At 72.8% G+C, this 26,300-nt stretch carries 21 protein-coding genes and 3 pseudogenes; 16 read left to right on the top strand and 8 right to left on the bottom strand.

Translation table 11 applies throughout. The features are described from left to right. The first annotated feature begins 70 nt into the window (after positions 1-70). The 5 genes and pseudogenes from Leucomu_RS11060 to Leucomu_RS15975 all read left to right on the top strand — a co-directional run bounded on the left by Leucomu_RS11060 (position 71) and on the right by Leucomu_RS15975 (position 5,991). Positions 71-1,063, top strand: a complete 993-nt coding sequence (locus Leucomu_RS11060; RefSeq protein WP_017883063.1) for an NUDIX hydrolase — start codon at positions 71-73, stop codon at positions 1,061-1,063. Further along, positions 1,060-2,476 (top strand): annotated as a pseudogene (gene nadA, locus Leucomu_RS11055) (quinolinate synthase NadA). The gene Leucomu_RS11060 and the pseudogene nadA overlap by 4 nt, the downstream one beginning before the upstream one ends. Beyond that, positions 2,473-3,972: an L-aspartate oxidase gene (locus tag Leucomu_RS11050; RefSeq protein ID WP_128387264.1), complete on the top strand. Its 1,500-nt coding sequence runs from the start codon at positions 2,473-2,475 to the stop codon at positions 3,970-3,972. The pseudogene nadA and the gene Leucomu_RS11050 overlap by 4 nt, the downstream one beginning before the upstream one ends. Next, entirely contained in the window at positions 3,966-4,814 is an 849-nt protein-coding gene (gene nadC, locus Leucomu_RS11045) for a carboxylating nicotinate-nucleotide diphosphorylase (protein ID WP_128387263.1), read from the top strand. The genes Leucomu_RS11050 and nadC overlap by 7 nt, the downstream gene beginning before the upstream one ends. Next, a pseudogene (locus tag Leucomu_RS15975) lies at positions 4,811-5,991 on the top strand (cysteine desulfurase family protein). Before nadC ends, Leucomu_RS15975 begins: the two are co-directional and overlap by 4 nt. A 95-nt stretch (positions 5,992-6,086) precedes the next feature. Here Leucomu_RS15975 and Leucomu_RS11035 read toward each other — a convergent pair. Both Leucomu_RS11035 and Leucomu_RS11030 read right to left on the bottom strand, forming a co-directional pair. Further along, a complete protein-coding gene (locus Leucomu_RS11035) occupies positions 6,087-7,361 on the bottom strand; it encodes a DUF4192 family protein (protein WP_128387262.1) in 1,275 nt (424 codons plus the stop codon). Between the two features lie 207 nt (positions 7,362-7,568). After that, on the bottom strand, positions 7,569-9,344 hold the full coding sequence (locus Leucomu_RS11030) for an FAD-binding protein (RefSeq protein ID WP_128387261.1): 1,776 nt from the start codon (positions 9,342-9,344) through the stop codon (positions 7,569-7,571). Between the two features lie 78 nt (positions 9,345-9,422). Between Leucomu_RS11030 and Leucomu_RS11025 the strand changes: the two genes are divergently transcribed. After that, on the top strand, positions 9,423-10,355 hold the full coding sequence (locus tag Leucomu_RS11025) for a LysR family transcriptional regulator (protein WP_017883069.1): 933 nt from the start codon (positions 9,423-9,425) through the stop codon (positions 10,353-10,355). A 36-nt stretch (positions 10,356-10,391) separates the two neighbouring features. Here the strand turns inward: Leucomu_RS11025 and Leucomu_RS11020 are convergent, their stop codons facing one another. The 3 genes from Leucomu_RS11020 to Leucomu_RS11010 are packed head-to-tail and all read right to left on the bottom strand — an operon-like array spanning position 10,392 to position 12,846. Then, positions 10,392-11,075, bottom strand: a complete 684-nt coding sequence (locus tag Leucomu_RS11020; RefSeq protein ID WP_128387260.1) for a DNA alkylation repair protein — start codon at positions 11,073-11,075, stop codon at positions 10,392-10,394. After that, complete coding sequence (gene sufU / locus Leucomu_RS11015; protein ID WP_128387259.1) at positions 11,072-11,542, bottom strand: Fe-S cluster assembly sulfur transfer protein SufU; 471 nt, start codon at positions 11,540-11,542, stop codon at positions 11,072-11,074. Before sufU ends, Leucomu_RS11020 begins: the two co-directional genes overlap by 4 nt. Further along, the gene (locus Leucomu_RS11010; RefSeq protein ID WP_194294550.1) at positions 11,539-12,846 is read right to left on the bottom strand and encodes an aminotransferase class V-fold PLP-dependent enzyme; all 1,308 of its coding nucleotides are present in this window, start codon (positions 12,844-12,846) and stop codon (positions 11,539-11,541) included. Before Leucomu_RS11010 ends, sufU begins: the two co-directional genes overlap by 4 nt. A gap of 132 nt (positions 12,847-12,978) precedes the next feature. Here Leucomu_RS11010 and Leucomu_RS11005 point away from each other — a divergent pair, with 132 nt between their 5' ends. Then, the gene (locus tag Leucomu_RS11005; protein WP_128387257.1) at positions 12,979-13,620 is read left to right on the top strand and encodes a trimeric intracellular cation channel family protein; all 642 of its coding nucleotides are present in this window, start codon (positions 12,979-12,981) and stop codon (positions 13,618-13,620) included. A gap of 61 nt (positions 13,621-13,681) precedes the next feature. On the opposite strand, the gene Leucomu_RS11000 is transcribed toward Leucomu_RS11005, so the two are convergent. Continuing rightward, on the bottom strand, positions 13,682-14,953 hold the full coding sequence (locus Leucomu_RS11000) for an MFS transporter (RefSeq protein WP_128387256.1): 1,272 nt from the start codon (positions 14,951-14,953) through the stop codon (positions 13,682-13,684). Between the two features lie 133 nt (positions 14,954-15,086). Next, complete coding sequence (locus Leucomu_RS10995) at positions 15,087-16,046, bottom strand: DsbA family protein (protein ID WP_164884544.1); 960 nt, start codon at positions 16,044-16,046, stop codon at positions 15,087-15,089. 104 nt (positions 16,047-16,150) lie between these two features. On the opposite strand from Leucomu_RS10995, the gene rsmI reads away from it, so the two are divergent. The 9 genes and pseudogenes from rsmI to Leucomu_RS15540 all read left to right on the top strand — a co-directional run bounded on the left by rsmI (position 16,151) and on the right by Leucomu_RS15540 (position 25,260). Beyond that, positions 16,151-16,984, top strand: coding sequence for a 16S rRNA (cytidine(1402)-2'-O)-methyltransferase (gene rsmI / locus Leucomu_RS10990; RefSeq protein WP_128387254.1), 834 nt, complete (start codon positions 16,151-16,153; stop codon positions 16,982-16,984). After that, complete coding sequence (locus tag Leucomu_RS10985; RefSeq protein ID WP_128387253.1) at positions 16,981-17,478, top strand: hypothetical protein; 498 nt, start codon at positions 16,981-16,983, stop codon at positions 17,476-17,478. Before rsmI ends, Leucomu_RS10985 begins: the two co-directional genes overlap by 4 nt. 103 nt (positions 17,479-17,581) lie before the next feature. After that, a complete protein-coding gene (locus tag Leucomu_RS10980) occupies positions 17,582-18,631 on the top strand; it encodes an FKBP-type peptidyl-prolyl cis-trans isomerase (RefSeq protein WP_128387252.1) in 1,050 nt (349 codons plus the stop codon). A 122-nt stretch (positions 18,632-18,753) separates the two neighbouring features. Continuing rightward, a complete protein-coding gene (gene dxr / locus Leucomu_RS10975; RefSeq protein ID WP_017883079.1) occupies positions 18,754-19,845 on the top strand; it encodes a 1-deoxy-D-xylulose-5-phosphate reductoisomerase in 1,092 nt (363 codons plus the stop codon). 54 nt (positions 19,846-19,899) lie between these two features. Continuing rightward, on the top strand, positions 19,900-21,462 hold the full coding sequence (locus tag Leucomu_RS10970; RefSeq protein WP_128387251.1) for a M50 family metallopeptidase: 1,563 nt from the start codon (positions 19,900-19,902) through the stop codon (positions 21,460-21,462). Between the two features lie 126 nt (positions 21,463-21,588). Next, complete coding sequence (gene ispG / locus Leucomu_RS10965) at positions 21,589-22,719, top strand: flavodoxin-dependent (E)-4-hydroxy-3-methylbut-2-enyl-diphosphate synthase (RefSeq protein WP_128387846.1); 1,131 nt, start codon at positions 21,589-21,591, stop codon at positions 22,717-22,719. 75 nt (positions 22,720-22,794) lie between these two features. Beyond that, a pseudogene (locus Leucomu_RS10960) lies at positions 22,795-23,603 on the top strand (LOG family protein); the annotation flags it as partial. Between the two features lie 132 nt (positions 23,604-23,735). Next, positions 23,736-24,008, top strand: coding sequence for a hypothetical protein (locus Leucomu_RS15545; protein WP_228407396.1), 273 nt, complete (start codon positions 23,736-23,738; stop codon positions 24,006-24,008). A 64-nt stretch (positions 24,009-24,072) separates the two neighbouring features. Next, positions 24,073-25,260 (top strand): amidase, encoded by a 1,188-nt coding sequence (locus Leucomu_RS15540; protein WP_128387250.1) that lies wholly within the window; start codon positions 24,073-24,075, stop codon positions 25,258-25,260. Here Leucomu_RS15540 and Leucomu_RS10950 read toward each other — a convergent pair. Continuing rightward, entirely contained in the window at positions 25,232-26,149 is a 918-nt protein-coding gene (locus Leucomu_RS10950; protein ID WP_164884543.1) for a LysR family transcriptional regulator, read from the bottom strand. The two genes, Leucomu_RS15540 and Leucomu_RS10950, sit on opposite strands and share 29 nt — an antisense overlap. Positions 26,150-26,300 lie beyond the last annotated feature (151 nt).

The following is a 26,300-nucleotide window of genomic DNA, read 5'->3' as shown; positions in this document are numbered from 1 at the left end:
CTTATAGTCATTGTGACTATAAGTTGGCGGAACCGGGTGCGAACCCGCTGCCGCCCCGACGAGGAGAACCGTGCCGTACGAGAACGCGAGTGTGAGCGAGCGACGCACCCTGCCTCCGGCGGTGGCGGTCTCGACGGTCGCCTTCGCGCTGCGACCGCCGGAGGACGCCCTCATCGGCGATCAGCAGGGGCGCACCGGCGGGGCCGACGCCGCCATCACGCTCTGGCTGCCCCTCGTGCGCCGCACCCGGGCGCCGTTCCTGGGGTGCTGGGCGCTGCCCGGCGGCCCCACCCAGTGGGACGAGACCCTCTCGGACACCGCGCTGCGCACCCTGCGCGCGGCCGTGCTGCGGGATCCCGGGTATCTCGAGCAGCTCTACTCCTTCGGCGGCGTCGAGCGCTCCGCGGAAGCACAGCGGCTCGTCACCATCGCCTACTGGGCGCTGTACGGGGAGCGCGACCTGCTCGCGCCGACGGCTCCCGCATCCGGCGAGGCGGTCGACCCGCGCAGGGATCCCGAGCGCCCCCGGCGCTGGGACGACCCGGATCCAGGCGAGACGACGAGCGGCGCACCCGGTGCGGCCCCCGAGGCCGAGGCCGGGCGCACCGGCGAGGCCCGCACGGATCGGCGGACACCGCCCGGCGACCCCGACCCGAACGTGGTCTGGTTCTCGGCCGACCGGCTGCCCGAGCTGGCCTTCGACCACGCCGAGATCGTCGCCTACGCGCTCGCGCGCCTGCGCTCCAAGACCGAGTACGAGGCGGTCGCGCACCGATTCCTCGGGCCCGTCTTCACCCTCGGACGGCTGCGCGCCGTGACCGAGGCCGTGCTCGGCGAGACCGTCGACCCGGCGAACTTCAGGCGCCAGGCCCTCGCGCAGGGCAACCTCGTCGACACCGGCGAGGTCGAGACCGGCGCTCGGCACCGGCCCGCCCGCCTCTACCGCTTTCGGGACGAGCCGCTCACGGCGCCTCCCGGCCGCCCCGACCAGCCGACCCGTGCCGCAGCCCGGTCACGGGAGACGGCCGAACCCCAAGACCCGACACCGAGGAGCACACCATGACGAGCGTGCACGAACTCATCCGAGCGGCCGCCGAGCGCGAGAGCGCCGCGCGACCTCCGCAGAAGCCCGCGAGCGGCCCGGCGTCGCATCGTCGGCCCATCGCGCTGCGGGCGACCGGCGTCTCGAGCTGCGATTCCGGTCTCGCCAGCGACCCCTGGGCGATCGACCGCTCCGCGGGCTACGGTCCGGGCGCTTCGGCGCCGGACGCGATCCCGGGCGACGCCCCGCGCCAGGGCCCGCTGCCCTCGCGGTACACCGACGCCTCCGACGAGCAGCTGCACGACTGGATCGTCGCCGCCAAGCAGCGGCTCGGCGACCGCGTGCAGATCCTCGGCCACTTCTACCAGCGCGACGAGATCGTGCAGCACGCCGACTTCGTGGGCGACTCCTTCATGCTGGCGCAGGCCGCGAAGGCGCACCCCGAGGCCGAGGCCTTCGTGTTCTGCGGCGTGCACTTCATGGCCGAGACCGCCGACATCCTCTCCGGGCCGTCGCAGGCGGTCGTGCTGCCGAACCTCGCCGCGGGCTGCTCCATGGCCGACATGGCGACGATCGAGCAGGTCGAACGCTGCTGGGAGGAGCTGACGGGCGCGCTGCGCGCCGAGAGCGAGAACGGTCTGCACCCCGCAGGCGAAGACCGAGAAGACGCAGCGTTCGAATCTTCGACTGGTGCCGTCACAGCGTCAGCCCCCGGAGCGAAGCGAGGGGTGATCCCGGTGACCTACATGAACTCGTCGGCGGCGATCAAAGCGTTCTGCGGGCGCAACGGGGGCATCGTCTGCACCTCGTCGAACGCCCGAACGGTGCTGGAGTGGGCGTTCGAGCGCGGTCAGCGCGTCGTGTTCTTCCCGGATCAGCACCTCGGCCGCAACACCGCGAAGGCGATGGGCATCTCCGAAGAGCTGATGCCGCTGTGGCGGCCCCACCTCCCGCTCGGCGGCAACACGGTCGAGCAGTTGCGCGACGCTCGCGTGATCCTCTGGAACGGGTTCTGCTCGGTGCACAAGCGCTTCACCGTGCAGCAGATCGAGCGCGCGCGCCGAGTACCCGGGCGTGCGCGTGATCGTGCACCCGGAGTGCCCGGCCGCGGTCGTGGAGGCCGCGGACGGTGCGGGATCGACCGAGTACATCCGCAGGGAGATCGAGGCGGCGGCGCCCGGCGACGTGATCGCGGTCGGCACCGAGATCAACCTCGTCAATCGTCTGCAGGAGCAGCACCCCGAGCTCACGGTGTTCTGCCTCGACCCCGTCGTGTGCCCCTGCTCCACGATGTACCGCATCCACCCGGCATACCTCGCCTGGACGCTCGAGTCGCTGCTCGACGGCTCTGCGCCGAACCGCATCCGGGTCTCCGACGACGTGGCGGGCGACTCCCGGGTCGCCCTCGAGCGGATGCTCGCGGCCCGCCCGTGATCCTCGTCATCGGCTCGGGGGTCGCGGGGCTCTCGTGCGCACTCGCCGCGGCTCGGGCCGGGGCGGCGACGACGCTCGTGGTGCCCGGCCGCCTGGGCGGAGCCGACGAGGCCGAGCGCGCCGCGTCGGGCGGCAGCACCGCCCTCGCGCAGGGCGGGATCGCCGCGGCGATCGGTTTCGGCGATACGCCGGCGGCGCACTTCGCCGACACCGTCGCGGCGGGGGCGGGGCTGGTCGACGCCGAGGCGGCGGAGGTGCTGACCGGCGAGGGCGCCCGAGCGGTGCGAGCGCTGCTGCGGGGCGGTTTCGACGCGGACCGCGCCGAGTCGGGGGCGCCGCGCCTCGGGCTGGAGGGGGCGCACGGCCGTGCCCGCATCGTGCACGCCGGGGGCGATCGCACCGGCGCAGTGCTGCACGAGCATCTCGTGGCGCGCGTGCTGGTCGAGGCGGCTGCGGGGCGGATCGAGCTGCTGGAGGATCGTGTCGCCGTCGAGCTGCTGAGCGAGGCGGGTGCGGTGCGCGGCGCGGTGCTGCGGAGCACCGTCGGTGAGGCGCTGGAGGATCGTCGCGCGGATGCGGTGGTGCTCGCGACGGGCGGGTACGCCGCGCTCTACGAGCGCTCGACCAATCCGACCTCTTCGCGCGGCGAGGGAGTGGTGCTGGCGGCGCGGGCGGGCGCGGTGCTCGCCGACCTGGAGTTCGTGCAGTTCCATCCCACGGTGCTGCACGGCTCGGGCGTGCTCGTGTCCGAAGCGGTGCGCGGTGCGGGCGCAGTGCTGCGCGACGGCTCGGGGGCGCGCTTCATGGTGGGGCGGCATCCCCTCGCGGAGCTCGCGCCGCGCGATGTGGTGTCGCGCGAGATGCAGCGGGCGATGCTGGAGCGTGGGGAGTCGCGGCTGTGGCTCGACGCGAGGTGCGTCGAGCGCGAGGGGGGAGCCGGATCGCTCGCCCGCCGCTTCCCCGGGATCACCGCCGCGGTCGCCGAGCACGGCATCGACTGGAGCCGAGAGCTCGTGCCCGTCTCGCCCGCGGCTCACTACACGATGGGCGGCGTCGCCTCCGACCTGCGGGGCCGCACCTCGGTGCCGGGACTGTTCGTCGCGGGAGAGACGGCGGCGACCGGCGTGCACGGGGCGAATCGCCTCGCTTCGAACTCGCTGCTCGAGGGGCTGGTCTTCGGCCGCCGGGCGGGAGACGCCGCCGCGGGCTTCGCGAGGGCCCGCGGTTCGTGGGTGCTCGAGGGAGCCGGCATGCGCGCGCTCGTCGCCGAGGCACGGCCGGGGGCGATCGCGACCGGCGGCCCCGACACGAGCCTCCGTGCGATGATCGCGCTCGCTGCGGAGGCGCGAACCGAGTCGCGCGGCGCCCACCAGCGGCTCGACGCGCCGCGCACCGACCCGGCGCAGGCCCGCCGCCGGGCCTTCGCGTTCGCCTTCGCGAGCGCCCCCGAGTCTTCCCCGGATCCTGATCGGCAGAGGAGCCTTGTGCAGTGCTGACCCCACACATCATCGAATCCGTCGTACGTTCGGCGCTCGCAGAGGACGCGCCGTGGGGCGACCTGACCGTCGAGCTCGCGATCCCGGCGAGCGCCGAGATCGATGCGCGCCTCGTCGCCCGGGAGTCCGGCGTCTTCGCGGGCGGACCGCTGATCGTCGAGACCTTCCGGCAGCTCGACCCGCGCATCGAGGTGACGGCGCTCGCCGACGAGGGCGAGGCGTTCGCCGCCGGGCGGGCCCTCGCCCGCATCGCCGGCCCTGCCCGCGGGGTGCTCACCGGCGAGCGGGTCGCCTTGAACCTCTGCCAGCGGATGAGCGGCGTCGCGACACTCACCGCCCGGTACGCCGCCGCCGTCGCCCACACGCAGGCCCGCATCGCCGATACGCGGAAGACCACTCCGGGCCTGCGGGCGCTCGAGAAGCACGCGGTGCGGGCGGGCGGCGGATCGAACCACCGCTTCGGGCTCTCGGACGCGATCATGGTGAAGGACAACCACCTCGCCGCCCTCGGAGCCGTCGACGACGCGTCGATCACGAGCGCGCTGCGGCGACTGCGGGAGCGCGCCGGCCACACCACCTCGATCGTGGTGGAGGTCGACCGTCTCGAGCAGATCCCGCCCGTGCTCGACGCCGCGCCGACCGGCATCCTGCTCGACAACTTCTCGATCCCCGAGCTGGTCGAGGGCGTGCGTCTCATCGACGGCCGGGCGATCGCTGAGGCGAGCGGGGGCGTCGACCTCGACACCGTCGCGGGGATCGCCGAGACCGGCGTCGACGTCATCTCGGTGGGCCGGCTCACGCACGGCGCACGCGCGCTCGACCTGGGGCTGGACGCGCCGTGAGCCTGCCGAGCCCCGCGCAGCACGCTCAGCGCTATCTCGACGCGGCTGCGACGGCGCCGCTCAGGCCCGAGGCGCGGGCGGCCGTGGTCGCGGCACTTGACGGGGGGCCCGCCAACCCGTCGAGCGTGCACCAGGCGGGATACCGCGCGCAGCAGACCGTGGAGGCCGCGCGCGCCGCGATCGCCTCGGCGATCGGGGCGCGGCCAGGCGAACTCGTATTCACCGGCGGCGGCACCGAGGCCAACAACCTCGCGATCATCGGGCTCTCGCTCGCCGCGCCGCGCGGTCGGCACCTCGTGACCACTCCGATCGAGCACCCCTCGGTGCTCGAGAGCTGCCGCTTCCTCGAACGGGTGCACGGCTTCGAGCTGAGCCTGCTGCCCGTGGACCGGCACGGGCGCGTCGATCCTGCGGACGTCGCCGCGACGCTGCGCGACGACACGACGCTGGTCTCGGTCGGCCTCGCGAACGCCGAGGTCGGAACCGTGCAGCCGATGCCCGAGATCGCAGCCGAGGCCGGGTCGCGCGGGGCGCTCGTGCACACCGATGCCGTGCAGGCGGCGGCCTCGCTGCCCGTGTCGTTCGGCGGCCTCGGCGCGACCGCATGGCCAGGCTCCGGGGTCGACGCGATGACGGTGGCCTCGCACAAGTTCGGCGGCCCGCAGGGGGCCGGCGCCCTGCTCGTGCGCGCCCATCTGCCGCTCGAACCCCTGCTGCACGGCGGGGGCAGGAGGGCGGCCGGCGCTCGGGCACCGAGAACGTGGCGGCGATCGCCGGTTTCGCGGCGGCCGTCGCCGCCTCCGCCCGAGAGATCGGCACCCGCGCCCTCGCGCTCGCGCGCAGTCGCGACGAACTGGTCGAGCGTGTGCTCGCCGAGGTGCCGGGAGCGCGGCTCACGGGGCATCCGAGCGAGCGGCTGCCGGGGCACGCCTCCTTCGTCATGGCCTCGGCGAGCGGCGAGTCGCTGCTGGTGGCGCTCGACGCGGCGGGGTTCGCGGTCTCGTCGGGATCGGCCTGCGCCGCGGGGAAGGATGAGCCGTCGCCCGCGCTGCTCGCGATGGGGCTCGCGCCCGAGCTCGCGCAGACGGCCGTGCGCTTCACCCTCGCGAGCGCCATCGACAGCGCCGACATCGAGCGCGTGGTGAGCGTGCTGCGTGCTGAGATCCACTCGCGCTGACCGGCACTGCGACTGGCGCTGCGAGCCGCGGATCGACCCGTGCATCGACCCGCGCGTCGGCAGCTCCCGCGTGCCCGGTGTCGCGCCTCCCGCCATCATGCCGCGCTCGAGACGGGGCTCGGAAGGGGGCGGGCGACGGGTGACGCGGCGATGAGCCGCTCGGTCATGCGTGCGAGCTCGTGCTGCGGATCGATGGCGAGCGCCTCGCCCAGCTGCTGCGCGGCCACGGACTGGGAGCCGCTCAACCACCACAGCCAGGCGCTGAAGGCGAGCAGCGCCGGCCGCAACTCGTCGGGCGTAACCGATACCGCCTCGATCACGCGCTCGCGCAGCGGCGGCAGCCGCCGCTGGTCGGTGAACTCGGGAGAGAGGTGGGCGAGCAGCCGACGCAGCGTCCAGCCCGCCTGCCTGGACGGCCCCGACCCGGCGTCGAGGTCGACGGGCACCGCCACGAACTGCGCCGGCCCCAGATCTTCTGCGAGCTCGACGGGGAAGAGCGGCCGCGTGAGCACCCCGAGGGCGAGCAGCAGCCACCGGTCGGGCAGTTGCGCGCAGCGGATCAGGCGCGCCGTCATGGCGGGGGCGAGGGGCCGCTGTTCGTCGCGCAGCGCCTCGACGACCCGCGCGGTGTCGTGCATCCAGGCGTAGGCTTCGGGCGGCGCGGGGTGCGTGCACTGCTCGGCCGACACCGCGGCGAACTCCCGTCGGGCCGGCACGGGGGCGCGCCCGCCGCCCGACGAAGCCCCTGCCGTGCGGGAACGAAAGTGCGCCGGTTCGAACGGGGGCAGCTCGGCGAGTGCCGCGAGCACCGCGTCGCGACGCTCGGGGGCCGGTTCGGGGATCGCCCCGAGCTCGGCCAGATCGCGAGGAGCCTCGCCGTTCGCACCCGCTTCGAGCGCGATCGGGCTCTCTGCGATCTCGCTGAGCGGGCGCCCGCCCCTGGGAGCCGTCGGGTCGAGGTAGCTGATCCAGCCGTCGGGAGCTCGGCAGCAGAGCTCTCGCAGGCGGACGCCGTCTCGTTTCAGACGGCGCTCGATGCGTCGCGCGAGCGACCGCCACGGCGGCCCGTCGGACTCGGCGAAGGTTCGGGTGCAGGTGATGACGACGGCCGGCGGCGAGGCGCGCTCGCCGTCGAGCCCGCGCAACGTGCCGCTGATGAAGTCGAGCAGCGGAGCGGTGTGCCCGGGCGTCTCGTCGGGCGGCAGGTCGAGGCGCATCGCCTGGCCCGTTCGCGAACCGGAGAAGAACACGACGAAGATGCTGTCGTCGGCGGTGTAGCCGACGAGGTGGGGGAGAGCTGCGAGGAAGTCTGCGGTGCCGCGGCAGGTCAGTACGCGGCGCTGATCGTCGGGGGTGCTGGAGGGTGTCATGATCCGATCCTGCGCGGGGCGGGCGCGCGAATCGGGCTTATGCACAGGCAGCCGGCCGATTCGGGTGGAACTCACTCGAATCGGCCGGCTGTGAGCGAAGTGCGGTGATCCGGATCCCGAGCCCGGGCCCGGATCTCAGACCCGACCCCCGGTCCCGACCGGGGCCAGGACCGACCCCGGCCCGCGGAGGCCCGTGATCGGGCCGGGCTACTCGACCAGCTTGCCCTCGACCGAGTCGTCGGCGTCGGCGTAGGCGAGTGCGCGGAACGACTCGGGAACCTCGGGCAGCGGCTCGAACACCGCACCGGCAGACGGCGACCACACGAAGTTGCCGCGCAGCTCATCGCTCTGCTCGGGGAAGTCGGAGCGGTTGTGGCAGCCGCGGGTCTCGCGCCGCTCGACGGCGCACTCCAGGGTCGCTCGGGCCGCCAGCATCGATCCGAAGAGGTCGAAGGCGTGCGCGAGATCGTCGAATCCCGCGATGTCGGGGTGGGCGGTGACCTTCGCCACGCGCTCCTCGAGGGCGTCGAGCTTCTCGAGGCCCTCGCGCAGGCCCGCCTCGCTGCGCACCACACCCGCGTGCTCGGTCATGAGATCGCGCAGCGCCCGCTGCAGACGGCGCGGGCTCTCGGTGCCGTCGCCCGTGAGCAGCGCCCGCATCTCGGCGCGCGCCTCGGCGACGGCGGTCGGATCGCGCGTGATCTCGGTGAGGCCGGTGACGTACTCGGCGGCGTCGGTGCCGGTGATCCGCCCGTACACGAGCAGCTCGATGAGGGAGTTGCCGCCGAGGCGGTTGGCGCCGTGCAACCCGCTCGACGCCTCGCCGATGGCGTAGAGCCCGTCGACGCCGGTGCCGTGATCCTCGGGGCGCACCCACACGCCGCCCATGGAGTAGTGGGCGGTGGGCGCGATCTCGATGGGCTGCTCGGTGATGTCGAGCATCTGCAGGTCGATGAGGGTGCGGTACACCCGGGGCAGCTTGGAGAGGATCTGCTCGCGCGGCAGGTGCGAGACGTCGAGGAAGACGCCTCCGTTCGTCGTGCCGCGCCCCTCGGCGATCTCGGTGTAGCTCGCGAGCGCGACGCGGTCGCGGGTCGAGAGCTCCATGCGCTCGGGATCGTACTTCTCCATGTAGCGCTCGCTGAGCGCGTTGCGCAGAATGCCTCCCTCACCGCGGGCCGCCTCGGAGACGAGGGTGCCGGCGGCCTCCGCCGGCTCGAGGATGCCCGACGGGTGGAACTGCACGAGCTCGGCGTCGCGGATGCGCGCGCCGGCGAGGGCTGCGAGGCGGAACGAGTCGCCCGTGTTCTCGTCGCGACGCGACGAGGTGTTGCGCCAGATGCGGGTGTGACCGCCGGCGGCGAGGATCACCGCGTCGGCGTGGATGACGACGGGGGTGCCGTCGACGATGTCGAAGCCGTAGGCGCCGAAGATGCGCCCGTCGCTGACGAGCAGGCGGGTGATGTAGATCGTGTCGACGATGGGCACGCGCAGCTCGGCGGCGCGGCGCATGAGGGTGCGCTGGATCTCGAGACCGGTGTAGTCGCCGGCGTAGCAGGTGCGGCGGTACTTGTGCGCGCCGAAGAAGCGCTGGCTGATGCGGCCGTCGTCCTCGCGGGCGAAGGGCATGCCCCAGCGCTCGAGCTCCTCGATTCCCTGAGCCGCGCCGCGGGTGACGACCTCGACAATGGCGGGGTCGGCGAGGAAGTAGGATTCGCGCAGCGTGTCGGCGGCGTGCTGCTGCCAGCTGTCCTCGGGATCGACGGTGCCGAGGGCGGCGTTGATGCCGCCCGCGGCGAGCGTGGTGTGGGCGTCGTGGGCGCGGCGCTTGCCGACGGCGAGCACCTGCACGCCGCGCTCGGCGAGCTCGATGGACGCGCGCAGGCCCGCGCCGCCCGTGCCGATGACGAGCACGGAGGTCGAGAGGAGCCGCTCGGGGCGGGTGGATCCGGGAGTGTCGGTGGTGGCTGCGATGGTGTTCATGCGGACCACGCTAGGCACCCACCGATGATTACTCCAATGAATAGATTGGATCATTATGATGCGGATAGGCTATGAAGTGTGAATCTCGAACAGCTCCGCGGCTTCGCCGAGGTGGCCCGCACCGGGCACTTCACGCGCGCCGCCGAGCACCTCCACCTCGCTCAGCCCTCCCTCAGCCGTCAGATCGCGAGCCTCGAGACCGAGCTCGGCGTCGAGCTGTTCCACCGAGCGCGCGGCAACGTGGCCCTCACCGCTGCGGGCGAGCGTCTGCTGCCGTTCGCGCGGCGCATGCTCGCCGACGCCGAGACCGCACGCGGCGAGATGGCCGAGCTCGCCGGCCTCAGACGGGGCAGGATCCGGCTCGGGGCGACCCCCACGCTGTGCACGAGCCTCGTGGCCGACGTGCTCGCCGAGTTCCGGGGCAGGCACCCCGGCATCGACATCGAGATCCTCGAGCGCGGATCGCGCAGCCTCCTCGCAGCGCTCATGGAGGGCGGGCTCGACCTCGCGCTCATCGTGACGAGCGTCTCGTCGGGCGCGGCCCGAGCGGTGCTCGAACGGGAGCCGATCCTGAGCGAGCGCCTCGTCGCCGTCTCGGCGGCGAGCGAGCCCGACCCGTTCGCCGGCGCCGCGCCGGTGGGCCTCGGCGAGCTGAGCCGGGTGCCGCAGGTCGTGTTCCCCGAGAACTACGACCTGCGAGTCACGATGGACGCCGCATTCCGCAGCGCGGGCGCGGCCCCGCTCGTGGCGGTCGAGGGCGCCGAGATGGACGCCGCCCTGAGCTTCGCCGAGCGGGGCATCGGCATCGCGGTGATTCCCGCGATGGTGGCCGCGGATCGCCCCAAGCTGCGCGTCACGCCCCTCGCAGGCGACGGTCTCACCCGTACGATCAGCATCGCGCGGCGCTCCGATATGGCGCCCACGCACGCGGGCGCGGCGATGCAGGCGATCATCCGCGAGGTCGCGGATCGGTTCGCCGCGGCCGAGAGCGGCCTCGTCGCGAGGGTCTGACCGTCGGGATGCGCTCCGCCCGCGGCGCCGTCGCGGTCAGACCCCGCGGCGCGACACGAGCTCGGCGATCGCGAGCGGCGCGTACGGCGACGTGCAGCCGGGCGGCGTGGGGTAGTCCTTGAGCACTTCGAGGCGCTCGGCGATGTCGATCGCCCGTGCGCGGTACTGCTCGTGGCAGACGCCGATCTGCGTGAGGCACCAGTTCATCGACCACTGCAGGCGCGGCGGCGCATCGCGCATGCCCAGTTCGATCACGTCGAGCAGCATCTCGACGTCGACGCCCTCGGGCTGCTTCATGACACGCTCCGCGGTCAGTTCCCAGCCGGCGCTCGCCACCACGGGGTCGTCGTCGATGAGCCAGACGAGGCGCAGCGCCTCGGCGTGGGGGCTCTTCTTCACGATGTAGTTGACGAGCCAGCCGTGCACCTTGGGGATGTATGCCTCTCGCAGCATGGAGTCGAGCTGGGCCTGCGTGAACGCGCGCGGCCTGCCGATGAGCGTGGCCACGAGCCGGGCGGGCGTGTACCCGGTGGCCCACAGCTCGAGTGCCAGATCCTGGTTCTTCTTCAGCGGCTTCGCGACTTCGCGCAGCCGCGTGAGGTTGACGCCGTGATCGTCGCCGTGCCGCTCGTTGACGACGCGGGCCTTCGGATCCTCGAGCGCCTCGAGCACCGCGACGATCTCCGAGACCGTGCTGTCGACCGTGATGCCGGTGCTCATGCCCGCTGCCCCTCGACCTGGCGCAGATCGGCCTCGAGCGCGACCCACCCCAGCATGGCGCACTTGACCCGCATCACGAACTTCGCGACGCCCTGCAGCGCGACCGCGTCGCCGAGCAGCTCCTCGTCGGGCTCGCCCTCGCCGCGCGCCTGGATCATCTCTCGGAACGCCGCGATGCGCTGCTGCGCACCCTCGAGCGTGAGATGCTCATCGCGCACCAGCTGCGAAAGGATCGAGGCCGACGCCATCGAGATCGAGCAGCCCTGGCCGTTCCAGGCGAGGCTCTCGATGCGCCCGCTCTCGGGATCGACCGCGATGGAGAGGTCGATCTCGTCGCCGCAGCTCGGATTGAACTCGTGGTGCGACGCGGTGAGCGCGCCCTCCGGGGCGTCGAGCGCGCCCTTGCCCACCGGGCGCTTCGAATGATCGAGGATGAGCTCCTGGTACAGTCCGTCGAGCGCGCTCACGCCGCCGCCTCCACTCCGAAGTACCGCTGAGCGCCGCGGAGCGCGTCGAGGAAACGATCGATCTCGTCCTCGGTGGTGGTCAGGTGCACGCTCGCGCGGGTCGACGATGCGATGCCGAAGGCGCGGTGCAGCGGCTGCGCGCAGTGGTGGCCCACCCGCACGAGCACCCCCTGCTCGTCGAGGAACTGGCCGACGTCGTGAGCGTGCAGGCCGTCGACCGAGACCGCGGCGAGCGCCACGCGCTGCGCGGGATCGGAGGGGCCGAGCAGGCGCACGCCGGGCGTGGCCTCGACGCCGGCGACGAGGCGCTCCACGAGTTCGTGCTCGCGCGCTGCGGCACGCTCCACGCCGACGGCCGAGAGGAACTCGACCGCGGCGCCGAGGCCGACGGCCTGGGACACGGGCTGCGTGCCCGGCTCGAAACGCATGGGCGGCGGCATGAACTCGGCCGACTCCATGGTCACGCGGGTGATCGCCGAGCCGCCCGTGCGCGACGGCGGCAGCGCGGCGAGCAGCTCGGGGCGGCCGTAGAGCACGCCGATGCCGTTGGGGCCGAGCATCTTGTGGCCCGAGAACGCCGCGAAGTCGACGCCGAGCGCGTCGAGGTCGACGGGGATGTGCGGCACCGACTGGCACGCGTCGAGCACGGTGAGCGCACCGACGCCGCGAGCGAGCTCCGCGAGCTCGGCGACGGGGGCCACGTAGCCCGTGACGTTGGAGATGTGGGCGAAGGCGAACACCCGCGTGCGCTCGTTCAGGGCTTCGCGAGCGTCGTCGATCGTCCAGGTGCCGTCCTCGCGCACGGGGATGTAGCGGAAGGCGGCGCCGGTGCGGGCCGCGAGCCGCTGCCACGGGATGAGGTTGGCGTGGTGCTCGGCCTCGGTGACCAGGATCTCGTCGCCCGGGCCCAGCGCGAAGCGCTCGCTGCCGGGCACGCCAAGTGCCGGGTTCGCGCTCGCCTCGCCGATGCCGAGCGCCACGATGTTCAGCGCGTCGGTGGCGTTCTCGGCCCACACGATCTGCTCGGGAGCGGCCGCGCCGACGAAGCCGGCGACCGCCTCCCGCGCCCCCTCGAAGGCCTCGGTGGCGGCCCCCACGGCCCCGCTCGTGCCTCGGTGCACGGCGGCGTTGGCGGTTTCGAGGAACCGCCGTTCGGCGTCGAGCACGCTCGACGGCCGTTGCGAGGTTGCAGCGGCGTCGAGATAGGCGGGCGGCTGCGGGGCCTCGGCCTGCAGCGCGAAGTACGGGAAGGCCGCGCGCAGCTCGGCGACCTCCGCGGGGGTGAGGGCAGACATGGTCTCCATTCTTCCACCCGAGCTGGTGCCCGGGGAACCGCCCGGTACAACGCTCGCGCCCGCGCGCGTATTCCGGCGCGGCCCGGAGCGGTGCGGATCCGCGAAACCGCGTCAGGGCGAGACGCCGGATAGAATCGCCCCGTGGTGAGCACCGTCGTCTACGAGATCCTGCAGCTGTCGGGCATCCTCGCCTTCGCGATCTCCGGAGCGCTCGTCGGCGTGCGCCGCCGCCTCGACATCCTCGGCGTGGTGGTCGTGGGATCGTTCACCGGTGTCGGAGGCGGCATCGTGCGCGACATGCTGCTCGGTGTGCACCCGCCCGTCTCGTTCACGCACTGGCCGAACCTCGCGGTCGCCCTCGTGGGGTCGCTCGCGGTCTTCTTCGTCCATCCCGGGATCACGCGCATCCGCCACTTCGAGGTGGTGTTCGACGCCTTCGGCCTGGGGCTCTTCTCGGCGAACGGGGCCGCGACGGCGCTCGCCGCCGGGCAGACCCCGCTCACCGCGATTCTGGTGGGCACGATCACCGCGATCGGCGGAGGTGTGATCCGCGACGTGCTCGTCAACACGGTGCCGGGCGTGCTCACGCGCGAGCTCTACGCCGTATCGGCGCTCGTGGGCGCCGGGCTCGCCGTCGCGATCATGGCCCTCGGCGGCAGCGACGGCCTCGCGTCGCTCGTCGGCGGTGCTGCGGCGATCGTGCTGCGGCTCACCTCGGTCGCCCGCGGCTGGCACCTGCCGAAGCCGCGCATCGGCCGGGAGCCCGGATCTGCCGAGAGCTGAAGCGCGCCGAGGCCGATGGCGCTCGAGCCGACTCGCCGCCCGCACCTTCCGCGCGACCGGCTCAGTCGAGGTCGATCGGGCCCGTGGTGATGCCCGGCTCGCGCCCCGCCGGTGTGAGCGCCCAGTTGGCCGCACCGGCGAGTACCGCGAGGGCGGCCGAGACGAGCGGCAGCACGAGCGCCGCGCGCGTGCCCAGGTCGGTGGAGACCACACCCGTGATGGCCGCCGCGAGAGACTGGCCCACCATCAGACCCGAACCGAGCATCGTCATCACGGTCGCCGAGCGCCCCTCGGGGCTGCGCCGTGCGCCGAAGCTGTAGAGCGTGACGAGCAGCGGGCCGATCCCGATTCCCATCATCGCGAGGCTCAGCAGCATGCGCGGCAGGTCGTCCGCGGTCTGCAGCAGGGCCGTGCCGGCGAGGATCATGAGCGCGAACACCAGCCACCGGGACCGCAGCGTGAAGCGCGCGGGCAGCAGCGCCACCCCGATCGCGAAGATCGCGGATCCGATGCCCATCACGCCGTAGACGAGGCCGGCGCTCTCGGCATCGCCGCGGTCCTGCATGAACGAGGTGAGTGCGGTGAGCATCGAACCGAAGAACAGGCCGACGGTGAAGATACCGAAGACGGTGACGAGCAGGGCGGGCCGCCACAGCTCCGAGGCGGGGGCGAGGGTCGCGGCGCGCTCCTCCGCGGTCTTCGCCGGCGCGCTGGTGCGGTGCATCGCGAACGCGGTGACGAAGCAGAGGGTGAGGATCGCGGCGCCCGCGATCGGGGCCCACGCGCCGAGCGTGGTCGCGAGCGCGCCCACCGCGACGGGGCCGAACACGAAGATGACCTCGTCGGCGGCCGACTCGTAGGCGAGCACCGTCGAGAGCAGGCGGGGCCGACGCTGCCTCGGCAGCTCGTTCGAGATGATCGTGACGAGCCGCGAGCGCGACATCGGGGAGATCTGGGGTGCGGTGGCGCCGACCGCGAACGAGGTGAGGAACAGCACCCAGGTGGGCGCCGGGCTGAACGCCACCCAGGCGAGCGCCCCGAGCAGCACGCTGTTGGCGGCTCCCGCGAGCAGCAGCGTGGGGCGCTGCCCGAAGCGGTCGGCGGCCGCTCCGATGAGCGGTCCGACGCAGGCGATGCCGAGCCCGACCATCGCCGAGTTCAGGCCGCCGAGCTCGACGGAGCCGCGGGCCGAGACGACGAGGGTGAGCACGCCGATCACCATCATCGCGAACGGCAGCCGCGCCACGAGCGCCACCGGGTAGTAGAGCATCCCGGTGCGCGAGGTCAGGGTGGAGGAGGGCTGCTGGGCGCCGTGCCGGTCGGTCTCATGCATAGCCGACCGAGTCTAGCAGCGCGGTCGGGGCGCATTCCGCGGTCGGGGTGCCCCTCGGCCGGGTGCACCTCGAAGGGGCGCACCCCGGTCGGGGCGCCTCTCCGCCTGCACTCGCGGCCCGATGGGTTCGGGATCAGCCGAGCTCGACGCCCTGCTGCTCGAGGAACGCGCGGAAGGCGGCGCCGTCTCGCGGGTCGCCCGAGTAGGGCACCCCGTCGACCACGACGAGCGGGGTGCCGGTCACCTCGAGCGCGGGATCCTGAGCCCCGGGCACCGGCGTGCTGAACACCCAATCGTTGAGCGCCTGGGCGAAGGGCACGAAGCGCTCCTGCTCGATGCACGAGCGGGCCGCGTCGTTCAGCCCGCCGGTCGCGCGGTCGAGCTCGGAGAGGATCGCGGTGTTGTCGTGCCCGGCCGTGCCCTCGCCGGGCTGGAAGCTCTGATCGAGCAGGGCCTGGTGCCCCGCCCATGCCGCCTCGGGCTGCGTGTCGGCGAGGCACTCGATCGCGCCCGCCGTGCGGGAGGAGTAGTAGCCGTCGGCCGAGGCGCGGTCGAGGAAGGTGAGCGGGTGGATCTCGACGGCCGTGTCGCCGTTCAGCACCGCCTGCTCGAGGGTGTCGGCGCTGGCCTCCTCGAAGAACGCGCAGAAGGGGCAGCGGTAGTCGAGGTAGACGCGGATGTGGTGCTGCGCACCGATGCCGGCCGCGTCGACCGGCGCGGGCACCGCGTCGCCGACGGGGGCGTCGGAGGGCAGCACGCCGACCTCGCCGCCCTGCTCGACGAACACGATCCCGCCGGTCGCGAGGTTCTCGGGCCACTCGACCGACGACCCCGATCCGTTCTCTGCCCCGTCGTCGTCGGTCTGCTCCTCGACGGGTCCGGCGATCGGCCCGCCGGAGCCCGCCGCGCCGCCGCGCAGCTGCACCGTGGTGTACCAGACCATGAGTCCGGTGAAGAGCAGGGCCACAAGGGCGGCGGCGATCCAGATCATCGCCTTCTTCGGCGCCCGGTCGGCCTCGACCGCCTGCGGCGCGGTAAACGGGTTGGCCGGCGGGAGGGGGCGCTGGGGATCCTGAGGAGGCGTTTCGCTCATGGTCGACATTCTGGCAGTGCCCGCTGAGTCTCCTCCTCACGAGGGCGCGGGATCCGCGACGGGCGCGAGGGGCGAGGAATGCGCGACGGGCATACCATGGAGGCATGATCCTGCTCGCGGCCACCCCCATCGGCAATCTGGGGGACGCCTCGCCGCGCCTCCGCGAGACCCTCGAGGCTGCGACGGTGATCGCCGCGGAGGACACGCGGCACACCGCCCAGCTGCTGCGCCTGCTCGACATCGAGAACCGCCCCGAACTGCTCGCGCTGCACGACCACAACGAGCACGAGAAGGCGGCGTCGCTCGTCGAACGGGCCGCCCGCGAGGACGTGGTACTGGTGAGCGACGCCGGCATGCCGACGGTCTCCGACCCCGGGTTCCGGGTGGTGCAGCTCGCGGCCGAGCACGGCGTCGAGGTGAGCGCGATCCCCGGCCCGAGCGCCGTCATCACCGCGCTCGCCGTCGCGGGGCTGCCGACCGACCGCTTCGCGTTCGAGGGCTTCCTGCCGCGCAAGGCGGGAGAGCGATCCCGGGCGCTCTCGGCGCTCGCGGCCGAGCGCCGCACGCTCGTGTTCTTCGAGGCGCCGACCCGTCTCGCGGCCTCGCTCGCCGACCTCGCGGCGGCCTTCGGCCCCGGTCGGCCGGCCGCGGTCTGCCGCGAGCTCACCAAGCTGCACGAGGAGGTGCGCCGAGGCTCGCTCGCCGAGCTCGCCGACTGGGCCGCCGAGGGTGTGCGGGGCGAGATCGTGGTCGTGGTCGGGGGCGCCCCCGAGGTCGCGGTGTCGGCCGAGGCCGCGCTCGCAGAGGTGCAGCAGCGCGTCGTCGAGGGCGAACGACTCAAGGATGCGACCCGAGCGGTCGCCGAGGCCACCGGCCTCTCGGCGCGCGAGCTCTACGCCGCGGCGCTCGAGGCCCGAGCGGAAGGAGCATCGGCATGAGCCCCGACGCGGGCACGGAGGCGGCCGAGCGCCGCAGGATCTCGACCGAGCTGTGGCGGCTCGTGCTGCCCGTGCTGTGGTTCGGCATGGTCGCGGCCATCTCGTTCATCGAGGCTCCGCTGAAGTTCCAGGCCCCCGGCATCACGATCCCGCTCGGTCTCGGCATCGGCCGCCTCGTCTTCGCCGTGCTCAACCTCGTGGAGGCGGCCATCCTGCTCGTGTACACGCTGCTGTGCTTCTGGCCCGCGGCCACCCGCATCGCCGGCGCCCGGCTCTGGAGCTGGATGGCGCTGCTGCTCGTCTTCGTCTTCAAGCTCACCGTGGTGCGACCGCCGCTCAACGCGCGCACCGACCTCGTGCTGCAGGGGGCGGATCCGGGGCAGTCGCCGTGGCACTACGTGTACATCGTCTGCGACCTCGCCACCCTGGTGCTGCTCGTGGTGGTCGCGGTGAGCGCCGCCCGAGCGGTGCTGCCGGCGAAGTCGAGGCGCTGAGCCGCCTCTCCCAGGAGACGGGCAGCCGGGTGCGGAATACTCGGGGACGATCCGCGGCCGCTCGGCCCCGTCGCAAGTTCACGTGTAAGGAAGTCAGATACCAGTGAAAATCTCCTCCGTTCTCCTGCCCGCGGCCGTCGCCGGGGCACTGCTCATGACCGGCTGCACGGGGGGGGGCGGCGGAACCGGGAAGGACGCGTCGGGCGAGGCCTGCGTGCCCGCCGGCGAGGCCAGCAAGTCCATCGCGGTGAAGGGCGGGGTCGGCTCCGACCTCGAGATCACCTCGAAGACGCCCGTCTCGGCCGACGAGATGGAGCGCTCGGTGCTCGAGAACGGCGAGGGGGACGTCGTCAAGAGCGGGCAGACCATCGCGGTCGCGATGTCGATGTTCAACGGCTCCGACGGCGCCAGCCTGCAGCAGTTCCCCGAGAGCGCGGTGCCGTTCGTCGAGGAGCAGCTCATGCCTTGGGCTTACGAGGGCATCCGCTGCGCGACGCCAGGCGAGCAGGTCGCTCTCGTCGCGCCCTACGCCGACGTCTTCGGCGAGCTGAAGGCCGAGGAGAGCGGCATCGAGGGTCTCACCGAGAAGGACTCGATCGTCGTCGTCATGGAGTTCGGCGAGATCACCGAGGGCGAGGACGCGACCGCCGGCGAGCCCGGCACGCTCGAGCCCGATCAGCTGCTGAAGAAGGCCGAGGGCAAGGAGCAGCAGGCTCCCGCCGGCTTCCCGAGCGTGGTGCTCGCCGACGACGGCGCGCCCACCATCACCGTGCCCGAGGGTGCGGAGCCCCCGTCCGAGCTGTCGATCGCGACCCTCATCGAGGGCGACGGCGAAGAGGTGCAGGAGGGCGACCGCGTCTACGTCAACTACCGCGGCGTGATCTGGCGCACGGGCGAGGAGTTCGACTCGAGCTGGAGCCGCGGCGAGCCGATCGATTTCCTCGCGAAGGAGGGCCCCGGCGGCGTCATCGGCGGCTTCGCGCGCGCCCTCGTCGGCCAGAAGGTCGGATCGCAGATCATCTCGGTGGTGCCCGCAGAAGACGGCGGCTACGGCGCCGCGAGCCTCGAGCAGATGGGTCACCAGCCCGACGACACGATGATCTTCGTGCTCGACATCCTCGGCACGGTGCACGCCGACGCCGACAGCGAGTAGCCGCAACGCCGCAGCCGGCCCCTGTGACGCACTCAGGGGCCGGGCTTCGGCGTCGCCTCCCCGCTCGCGTCCATGATCGTCTCGATGGGCTCGGGCAACGGCGTGCTGACAGAATGGGTGCCATGAGGCGCATCGTCATTCTCGGGTCCACCGGTTCCATCGGCGAACAGGCGCTCGACGTCGTCCGCAAGAACCCCTCCAAGTTCCAGGTCGTCGGGCTCGTGGCCGGCAGCCAGGCCGAACGGGTGCGCGAGCAGGCCGAGGAGTTCAACGTCGAGCACACCGCGCTCGGCGCCGCCGATGCCGCGAAGCTGATCCGCGACGTGCCGGCCGATGTGGTGCTCAACGGCATCACCGGCTCCATCGGCCTCGGGCCGACGATCGCGGCGCTCGAGGCGGGCCGCACGCTCGCTCTCGCCAACAAGGAGTCGCTGATCGTGGGCGGCGACCTCGTCACGGGCCTCGCGAAGCCGGGACAGATCGTGCCGGTCGACTCCGAGCACTCGGCGATCGCGCAGGCGCTGCGCTCCGGCAGCAGCGATGAGGTGCGGCGGCTCGTGCTCACCGCCTCGGGCGGCCCGTTTCGCGGCCGCAGCCGCGAGCGCCTGCGCGACGTCACCCCCGAGCAGGCGCTCGCGCACCCCACCTGGAACATGGGGCGCGTGGTCACCACCAACTCGGCCACGCTCGTCAACAAGGGCCTCGAGGTGATCGAGGCGCATCTGCTCTTCGGGGTCTCCTACGGCGACATCGACGTGGTGGTGCACCCGCAGTCGATCGTGCACTCCATGGTCGAGTTCATCGACGGATCGACCATCGCGCAGGCGTCGCCGCCCGACATGCGCCTGCCGATCGCGCTCGGCCTCAGCTGGCCGAACCGCGTCGCCCACGCCGTGCCGCCGCTCGACTGGACCGCCGCGACCTCGTGGGAGTTCGAGCCGCTCGACTCCGAAGCGTTCCCCGCTGTCGACCTCGCGAAGGAGGTGGGGCGCGCCCGGCGCACCTTCCCAGCGGTCTACAACGCCGCCAACGAGGAGGCCGTCGAAGCCTTCCACGCCGGCCGCATCGGCTTCCTCGACATCGTCGACACGGTGCGCGACGTGCTCGAGGCCCACACGGCGCCCGACATCCTGACACTCGAATCGCTCGCCGAGGCCGAGCGGTGGGCGCGCGAGCGCGCGCAGAAGACGATCGCCGCCCGCGGTTCGCGCTGATCCGCTGCGCCGGGCTCTCCGAGAGTCCACAGCGCCGAGCAGTAGCCTGAGCGGGTGATTGAGGTGCTGCTCTACGTGCTCGGGATCCTGATCGTGGTCATCGGGCTCGCGGTCTCGATCGGCCTGCACGAGATCGGCCATCTGCTGCCCGCCAAGCTGTTCGGCGTGAAGGTGACGCAGTACATGGTCGGCTTCGGCAAGACGCTGTGGTCGCGTAAGAAGGGCGAGACCGAGTACGGCGTCAAAGTGATCCCGCTCGGCGGCTACGTCGCGATGATCGGCATGTACCCGCCCCAGAGGCCGGGGGAGGCGCCGCGGGAGTCGACCACGGGCTTCCTCAACACGGTCGTCGAGGAGCGGCCCGCGTCGGCCCACCGCTCGCGGGCGGGCGACGTGATCGCCGAGGTGGAGCGGATCGGCGATCCCGACCCCGCTGCGACCGAGTCGGGCGGACCCGGCTCCGCAGGCACCACCGCCGCGAGCGGTTCGCGATCCGCCGAGGCCCAGGCCGACGCCGAGAGCGGCGCCGAACCCGAGGGCACCGGCGCCGCCGAGGGCCGCGGCGGCATCGCGGGCATGGTCGAGGAGGCCCGGATCGCGAGCGCCGAGACGATCGAGGCGGGCGATGAGCACCGCACCTTCTACCGGCTGCCGGTCTGGAAGAAGATCGTGATCATGCTCGGCGGCCCGTTCATGAACCTCGTGCTCGCCTTCGTCTTCTTCGGCATCGTGCTCGTCGGCTTCGGGGTGCCGCAGAGCACCACCACGCTCGGCAGCGTCAGCGAGTGCCTGCTGCCCGCGGGCAGCACGGCGACCACCTGCGGCGAGGGCGATCCCGCCGCCCCCGCCGCGGCGGCGGGCATGTTGCCCGGGGACCGGATCGTGGCCGTGAACGGCGAGGAGATCGAGAGCTGGGAGCAGTTCCGCGGCATCGTCGCGGGCTCGCCCGGGCAGTCGCTGCGCGTGCTCGTCGAGCGCGACGGGGCCGAGCAGACGCTCACGATGACCCCCGAGCCGAACGCCCGAGCCGTGCTCGACGATGCCGGTCGACCCGTCACGAACGACGCGGGCGAACCCGTCACCGAGACCGTCGGCATGATCGGCGCGGTCTCGGCCTCCGAGACGGTGCCCCAGCCGGTCACCGCGGTGCCGGCGTTCGTGGGCGAGAACGTGCGGCAGGTCGCCGGTGTGATCGTGCGACTGCCGCAGCGCATGGTCGACACGTGGAACGCGGCCTTCGGCGCCGAGGAGCGCGACCCCAACGGCCCCATGAGCGTCGTGGGCGTCGGGCGGCTCGCCGGCGAGATCGTGAGCCTCGACGAGGCGCCCGTCGCGGCCCGCGCCCAGAGCGTGATCGGCCTGCTCGGCTCGCTCAACGTGGCGCTGTTCGTCTTCAACCTCGTGCCGCTCATGCCGCTCGACGGCGGCCACGTCGCGGGAGCCCTCTACGAGGGGGCGAAGCGCGGCATCGCGCGCGTCCGCCGCAAACCCGATCCCGGGCCGGTCGACACGGCGCGCATGGTGCCGGTCACGTTCGTGGTGGTGGTGGCGGTGGGTGCGATGTCGCTGCTGCTCATGTACGCCGACATCGTGAAGCCGGTGAGCCTGCTCGGCTGAGGTCGGGCTCGTGCTCGGGCTCGGTCGCTGCGCCGCCGCGGGCGCCGGTTCGATCCGCCGGGGGCCATCGGGCGGCGCACAGCGGGCGGCGGTACACTCGACTCCGTGGCAGCAGTGAATCTAGGAATGCCGAAGGTCCCCGAGATCCTCGCCCCCAGGCGCAAGACCCGGCAGATCAAGGTCGGTTCGGTGATGGTGGGCGGCAACGCCCCCGTCTCGGTGCAGTCGATGACCACGACGCCCACCACCGACATCAACGCGACCCTGCAGCAGATCGCCGAGCTCACGGCGTCGGGCTGCGACATCGTGCGTGTCGCGTGCCCGTCGCGCGACGACGCCGAGGCGCTGCCGATCATCGCGATGAAGAGCCAGATCCCGGTCATCGCCGACATCCACTTCCAGCCGAACTACGTCTACGCGGCGATCGACGCCGGCTGCGCGGCGGTGCGCGTGAACCCGGGCAACATCCGCAAGTTCGACGATCAGGTCGGCGAGATCGCGAAGCGGGCGAAGGCCGCTGGCGTCTCGATCCGCATCGGCGTGAACGCCGGATCGCTCGACCCCCGTCTGCTGCAGAAGTACGGCAAGGCGACACCCGAGGCGCTCGTCGAGAGCGCGGTCTGGGAGGCCTCGCTCTTCGAGGAGCACGACTTCCACGACTTCAAGATCTCGGTCAAGCACAACGATCCGATCGTCATGGTGAAGGCCTACCGCCAGCTCGCCGAGCGGGGCGACTGGCCGCTGCACCTGGGCGTCACCGAGGCCGGACCGGCGTTCCAGGGCACGATCAAGAGCGCGACCGCGTTCGGCATCCTGCTGTCGGAGGGCATCGGCGACACGATCCGCGTCTCGCTCTCGGCGCCCCCCGTCGAGGAGGTCAAGGTGGGCCTGCAGATCCTGCAGTCGCTCAACCTGCGCGAGCGCAAGCTCGAGATCGTCTCCTGCCCGTCGTGCGGCCGCGCTCAGGTCGACGTCTACACCCTCGCCGAGCAGGTCACGAAGGGTCTCGAGGGCATGAGCGTGCCGCTGCGCGTCGCCGTGATGGGCTGCGTCGTGAACGGCCCGGGCGAGGCCCGCGAGGCCGATCTGGGCGTGGCGAGCGGCAACGGCAAGGGGCAGATCTTCGTGAAGGGCGAGGTCATCAAGACCGTGCCCGAGAGCGAGATCGTGGCCACGCTCATCGAGGAGGCGAACCGCATCGCCGACGAGATGGGCCATACGGCGGGCACGGGCGCGCCCGAGGTCGTCACCGCCTGAGCCCGCGACCCACCGCGCCTCTCCGACGATGGCGCAACCCCGGTCGTGTGTTCGCCCGCCTCGTGGACTCGAGGCATGAGCGGTGAACGAGGAGCAGAGGATCGCGAAGAGCTGCGGGGGCGGATCGCCGAGCTGCTCGACGAGGCGGGGGTGCGGGGGCAGCGCAAGCTCGTCACGCAGCTCGTCGACACGAGCCTCGGCCTCGGCCGCGACGGCACGAGCCGCGCGAATCTGAAGCTCTCGTCGGCGGCGCTGACCGAGATGCGCAGCGCCTTCCGCATCTTCGCGGCGCACGAGGGCACGCCCAAGGTCACGATCTTCGGATCGGCTCGCATCCTCGCCGGCGACCCGCTGTGGGAGCAGGCCGAGGCCGTCGCGCAGGGGCTCGCCGCGCTCGGCTGGATGCTCGTCACGGGGGCGGGGCCGGGGATCATGGAGGCCGCGGCTCGCGGCGCGGGGCCTGACCGGTCGCTCGGCGTCTCGATCAGGCTGCCCTTCGAGGAGAAGCCGAACGACATGATCAGTCAGGACGGCAACCACGTCGCGATGAAGTACTTCTTCACCCGAAAGCTGATGCTGGTCAAGGAGTCGAGCGGTTTCGTGTGCCTGCCAGGCGGGTTCGGCACGCTCGACGAGACGTTCGAGCTGCTGACGCTGCAGCAGACCGGCAAAGCCGTGCCGACGCCGATCGTGCTGCTCGACCGGCCGGGGGCACGTTCTGGCGGGGCTTCGAGGCGTTCGTGCGCGAGCAGCTCGCCGACTACGGCATGGTGTCGCCCGGCGATCTCGATCGTGTGCTCATCACCGACTCGGTCGAGGCCGCCGTGGCTGAGATCGCGGGCTTCTGGAGCAACTACGACTCGCTGCGGTGGGTGCCGGATCGCGCCGGAGCCGATACGTGCGAGCCGCGGGTGCGGGTCGAGATCGAGCCGGATCCTTCGGAGGCGGGCGGGGCCCCCGCGTCGCCGGCCAGACCCGCCCCGGCGGCGGATCCGCCCGGGCAGGCCGGGCGGACCGTGCTGAGCGGGCAGACCGCCCCGGCCGTGCAGTACGACCGCCTCGTGCTGCGACTGCGGCGGGCGCCCGACGAGGCGCAGCTCGACGAGCTGAACGCGCGCTTCGCGCACATGCTGGCGAAGGGCCGCATCGAGCTCGCGGACGCCTCCCCGGAGGAGCTCGCCGATCGGGATCGGACGGAGCTGCCGCGCGTCACCCTGGTGCCCGAGCCGCGCGCGATCGGCAGCCTGCACCTGCTCATCAGGGCGCTCAACGCGCTCGTCGCGGACTAGGGCGGCACCGTCGCAGGCCCCTGCGACTCCCGTTTCCGATCGGGCACCCGCTACTGTGGTGCGCGTGAACGGAACGGCTGCGCCTGCGGGCATCGTGATCACCGAGCTGTCGGGGACCGAGACGGGGGACGGCGCGCTGCGGGGCCTGCGCCTCGCGGTGAAGGACAACATCGACGTCGCGGGCGCCCCGACGACGGGCGGATCCCGCATCTGCGGCCACGAACCCGCGCTCGCGACCGCCCCGACGGTCGCCGCGCTCGCGAGCGCGGGCGCGCGGCCTGTCGCAAAGGTGAACCTGCACGAGTTCGCGTACGGGGTGAGCAGCGACAACCCCTGGCACGGCCGGGTGCCGAACCCGCGGTTCCCGGATCGGATCCCGGGCGGATCCTCGGGCGGCAGCGCGGCGGCGGTCGCGGCGGGCATCGCCGAGCTCGCCCTCGGCACCGACACGGCGGGCTCGATCCGCATCCCCGCGGCCTGCACGGGCGTCGTCGGCCTCCGGCCCCGCAACGGGTCGCTCGACCTCGCAGGGGTGCAGCCGCTGTGCCCGTCGTTCGACACCGTCGGGCCGATGGCCGCGAGCGTCTCCCTCGTGGCCGAGGCCTGGCGCGCGCTCTCCGAGCGGGCGAGCAGCCCGGGCGGGCCGCTCGCGCGGGCGGGCGCGGCAGGCGGTCGACAGGACGACCCTGCGGGCGGCGGGAGCGGGGCGCCGCTCCGCGTGGGCGTCTGCGGCGATCCCGACCCCGCCGCGCTGCGCATCCTCGAGGGGCTCGGCGTGCAGACGGTGCGGGTGGAGTTGCCGCTCGACGAGATCGAGGCGGCGTTCTGGCCCGCCTTCCGCGCCGAGATCGCCCGTGCGCACCAGGCCACCTACCCGCGTCTGGCGGGCGACTACGATCCGAACGTGGCCGCGAAGCTCGCCGGCACGCAGGGGATCCCGCTCGAGCGCTATCGCGCGAGCCGCGAGCGGCTCGCCGCGCTGCGCGAGCGGCTGCTCGGCGAGTGGGGCCGGCTCGGGGCGGTCGCCGTCGTGAGCCCGGTGCTCGGCATCCCCCTGCCGCGCGTCGGCGAGCGCGAGGAGGACTACCGGGATCTGCTCGGCCTCTACGCCGTGCCCGCCTCGGCCCTCGACCTCGCGGCCCTCGCGGTCGGCGACCTGCAGATCATGGCCCGCTCCGAGCGCGAGGCGCTCGACCTCGGCCTCTCACTCGAGAGGGCCGGTCTCACTCCAGTGGCGCCCCGTCTCGGGTGATCGCCTCGCGCATCCGGCGCAGTAGACGCTGCACGGGCTGCTGGGGGGCGCGCCGGGAGACGAGCGCCCACACCCGTCGCGAGAGCGCGATCTCGGGCACGTCGAGCACGCGCACGCCGGCTGGCAGTTCGCCGAGCGCCACCTCCGGCATGAACGACGCCGCGTAGCCGCTGCCGATGAGCTTCAGCGACACCGAGAAGTCGTCGCAGCGGGCGACGACCCTCGGCCGCAGCTCGCGGGCCGAGAACGCGCCCTCGATCTCGGCGATGTCGCTCGATCCGGGATGGTGCAGCACCCACGGGCGGCCGACGAGCTGCGACGCGCTCACCGGGCCGTGCCGGTGCGGATCCCAGCTCTCGGGCACCACGACGCGGTAGCGATCCTCGCCGAGGTACTCGGGGTGCACCGAGTCCGGCCACGACAGCCCGCTGTCGCCGACCTGGTAGACGAGCGACACGTCGACCTCCTCGCCGTTGCGGAGCGCCTGGATGGCTGGGGAGGGATCGCGGATCGTGAGGCGCACCCCGAGCAGCGGCTCGTCGACGAGCTGCTCGGTCAGCAGATCGGGGAAGACCCGGTGCGCGAGGCTCGCGTAGATGCTCAGGCGCAGCTCCTCCCGCGTGTCGAGCCCGGCGCCGGCCGCGGCCTCCAGCAGGGCGTCGAGCTCGGCGAGCACGTTGACGGCGTGCTGCGCCATGATCTCGGCGGCCTGCGTGGGGCGGGCGCTGCGCGCGGTGCGCTCGAACAGCCGCACCCCGGAATCGTGCTCGAGCGCCGCCATCTGCTGGGAGACCGCCGAGGGCGTGTAGCCGAGGCGGTTCGCGGCGCCGGCGAAGGATCCGAGGCGCACGACCTCGAGCAGCGTGCGCAGGTGGACGGGGTTGAGCATGGCGACTCCCGGCATCGAGAAGCGGAAAAAGCGTAAGATCTGCTGATGCTCAGCGTAGCCGATTCGCGCAGCGGTGGAGTGGAAGGCGCGGGCCTGCGTGCCCTAGCCTGAGCTAGAACGGGCTTCGAGGATGATGCGAGAGGGTAAGTGA

This window comes from Leucobacter muris (assembly GCF_004028235.1).
GTDB lineage: Bacteria > Actinomycetota > Actinomycetes > Actinomycetales > Microbacteriaceae > Leucobacter > Leucobacter muris.
This window is presented reverse-complemented; position numbering and strand designations above follow the sequence as displayed.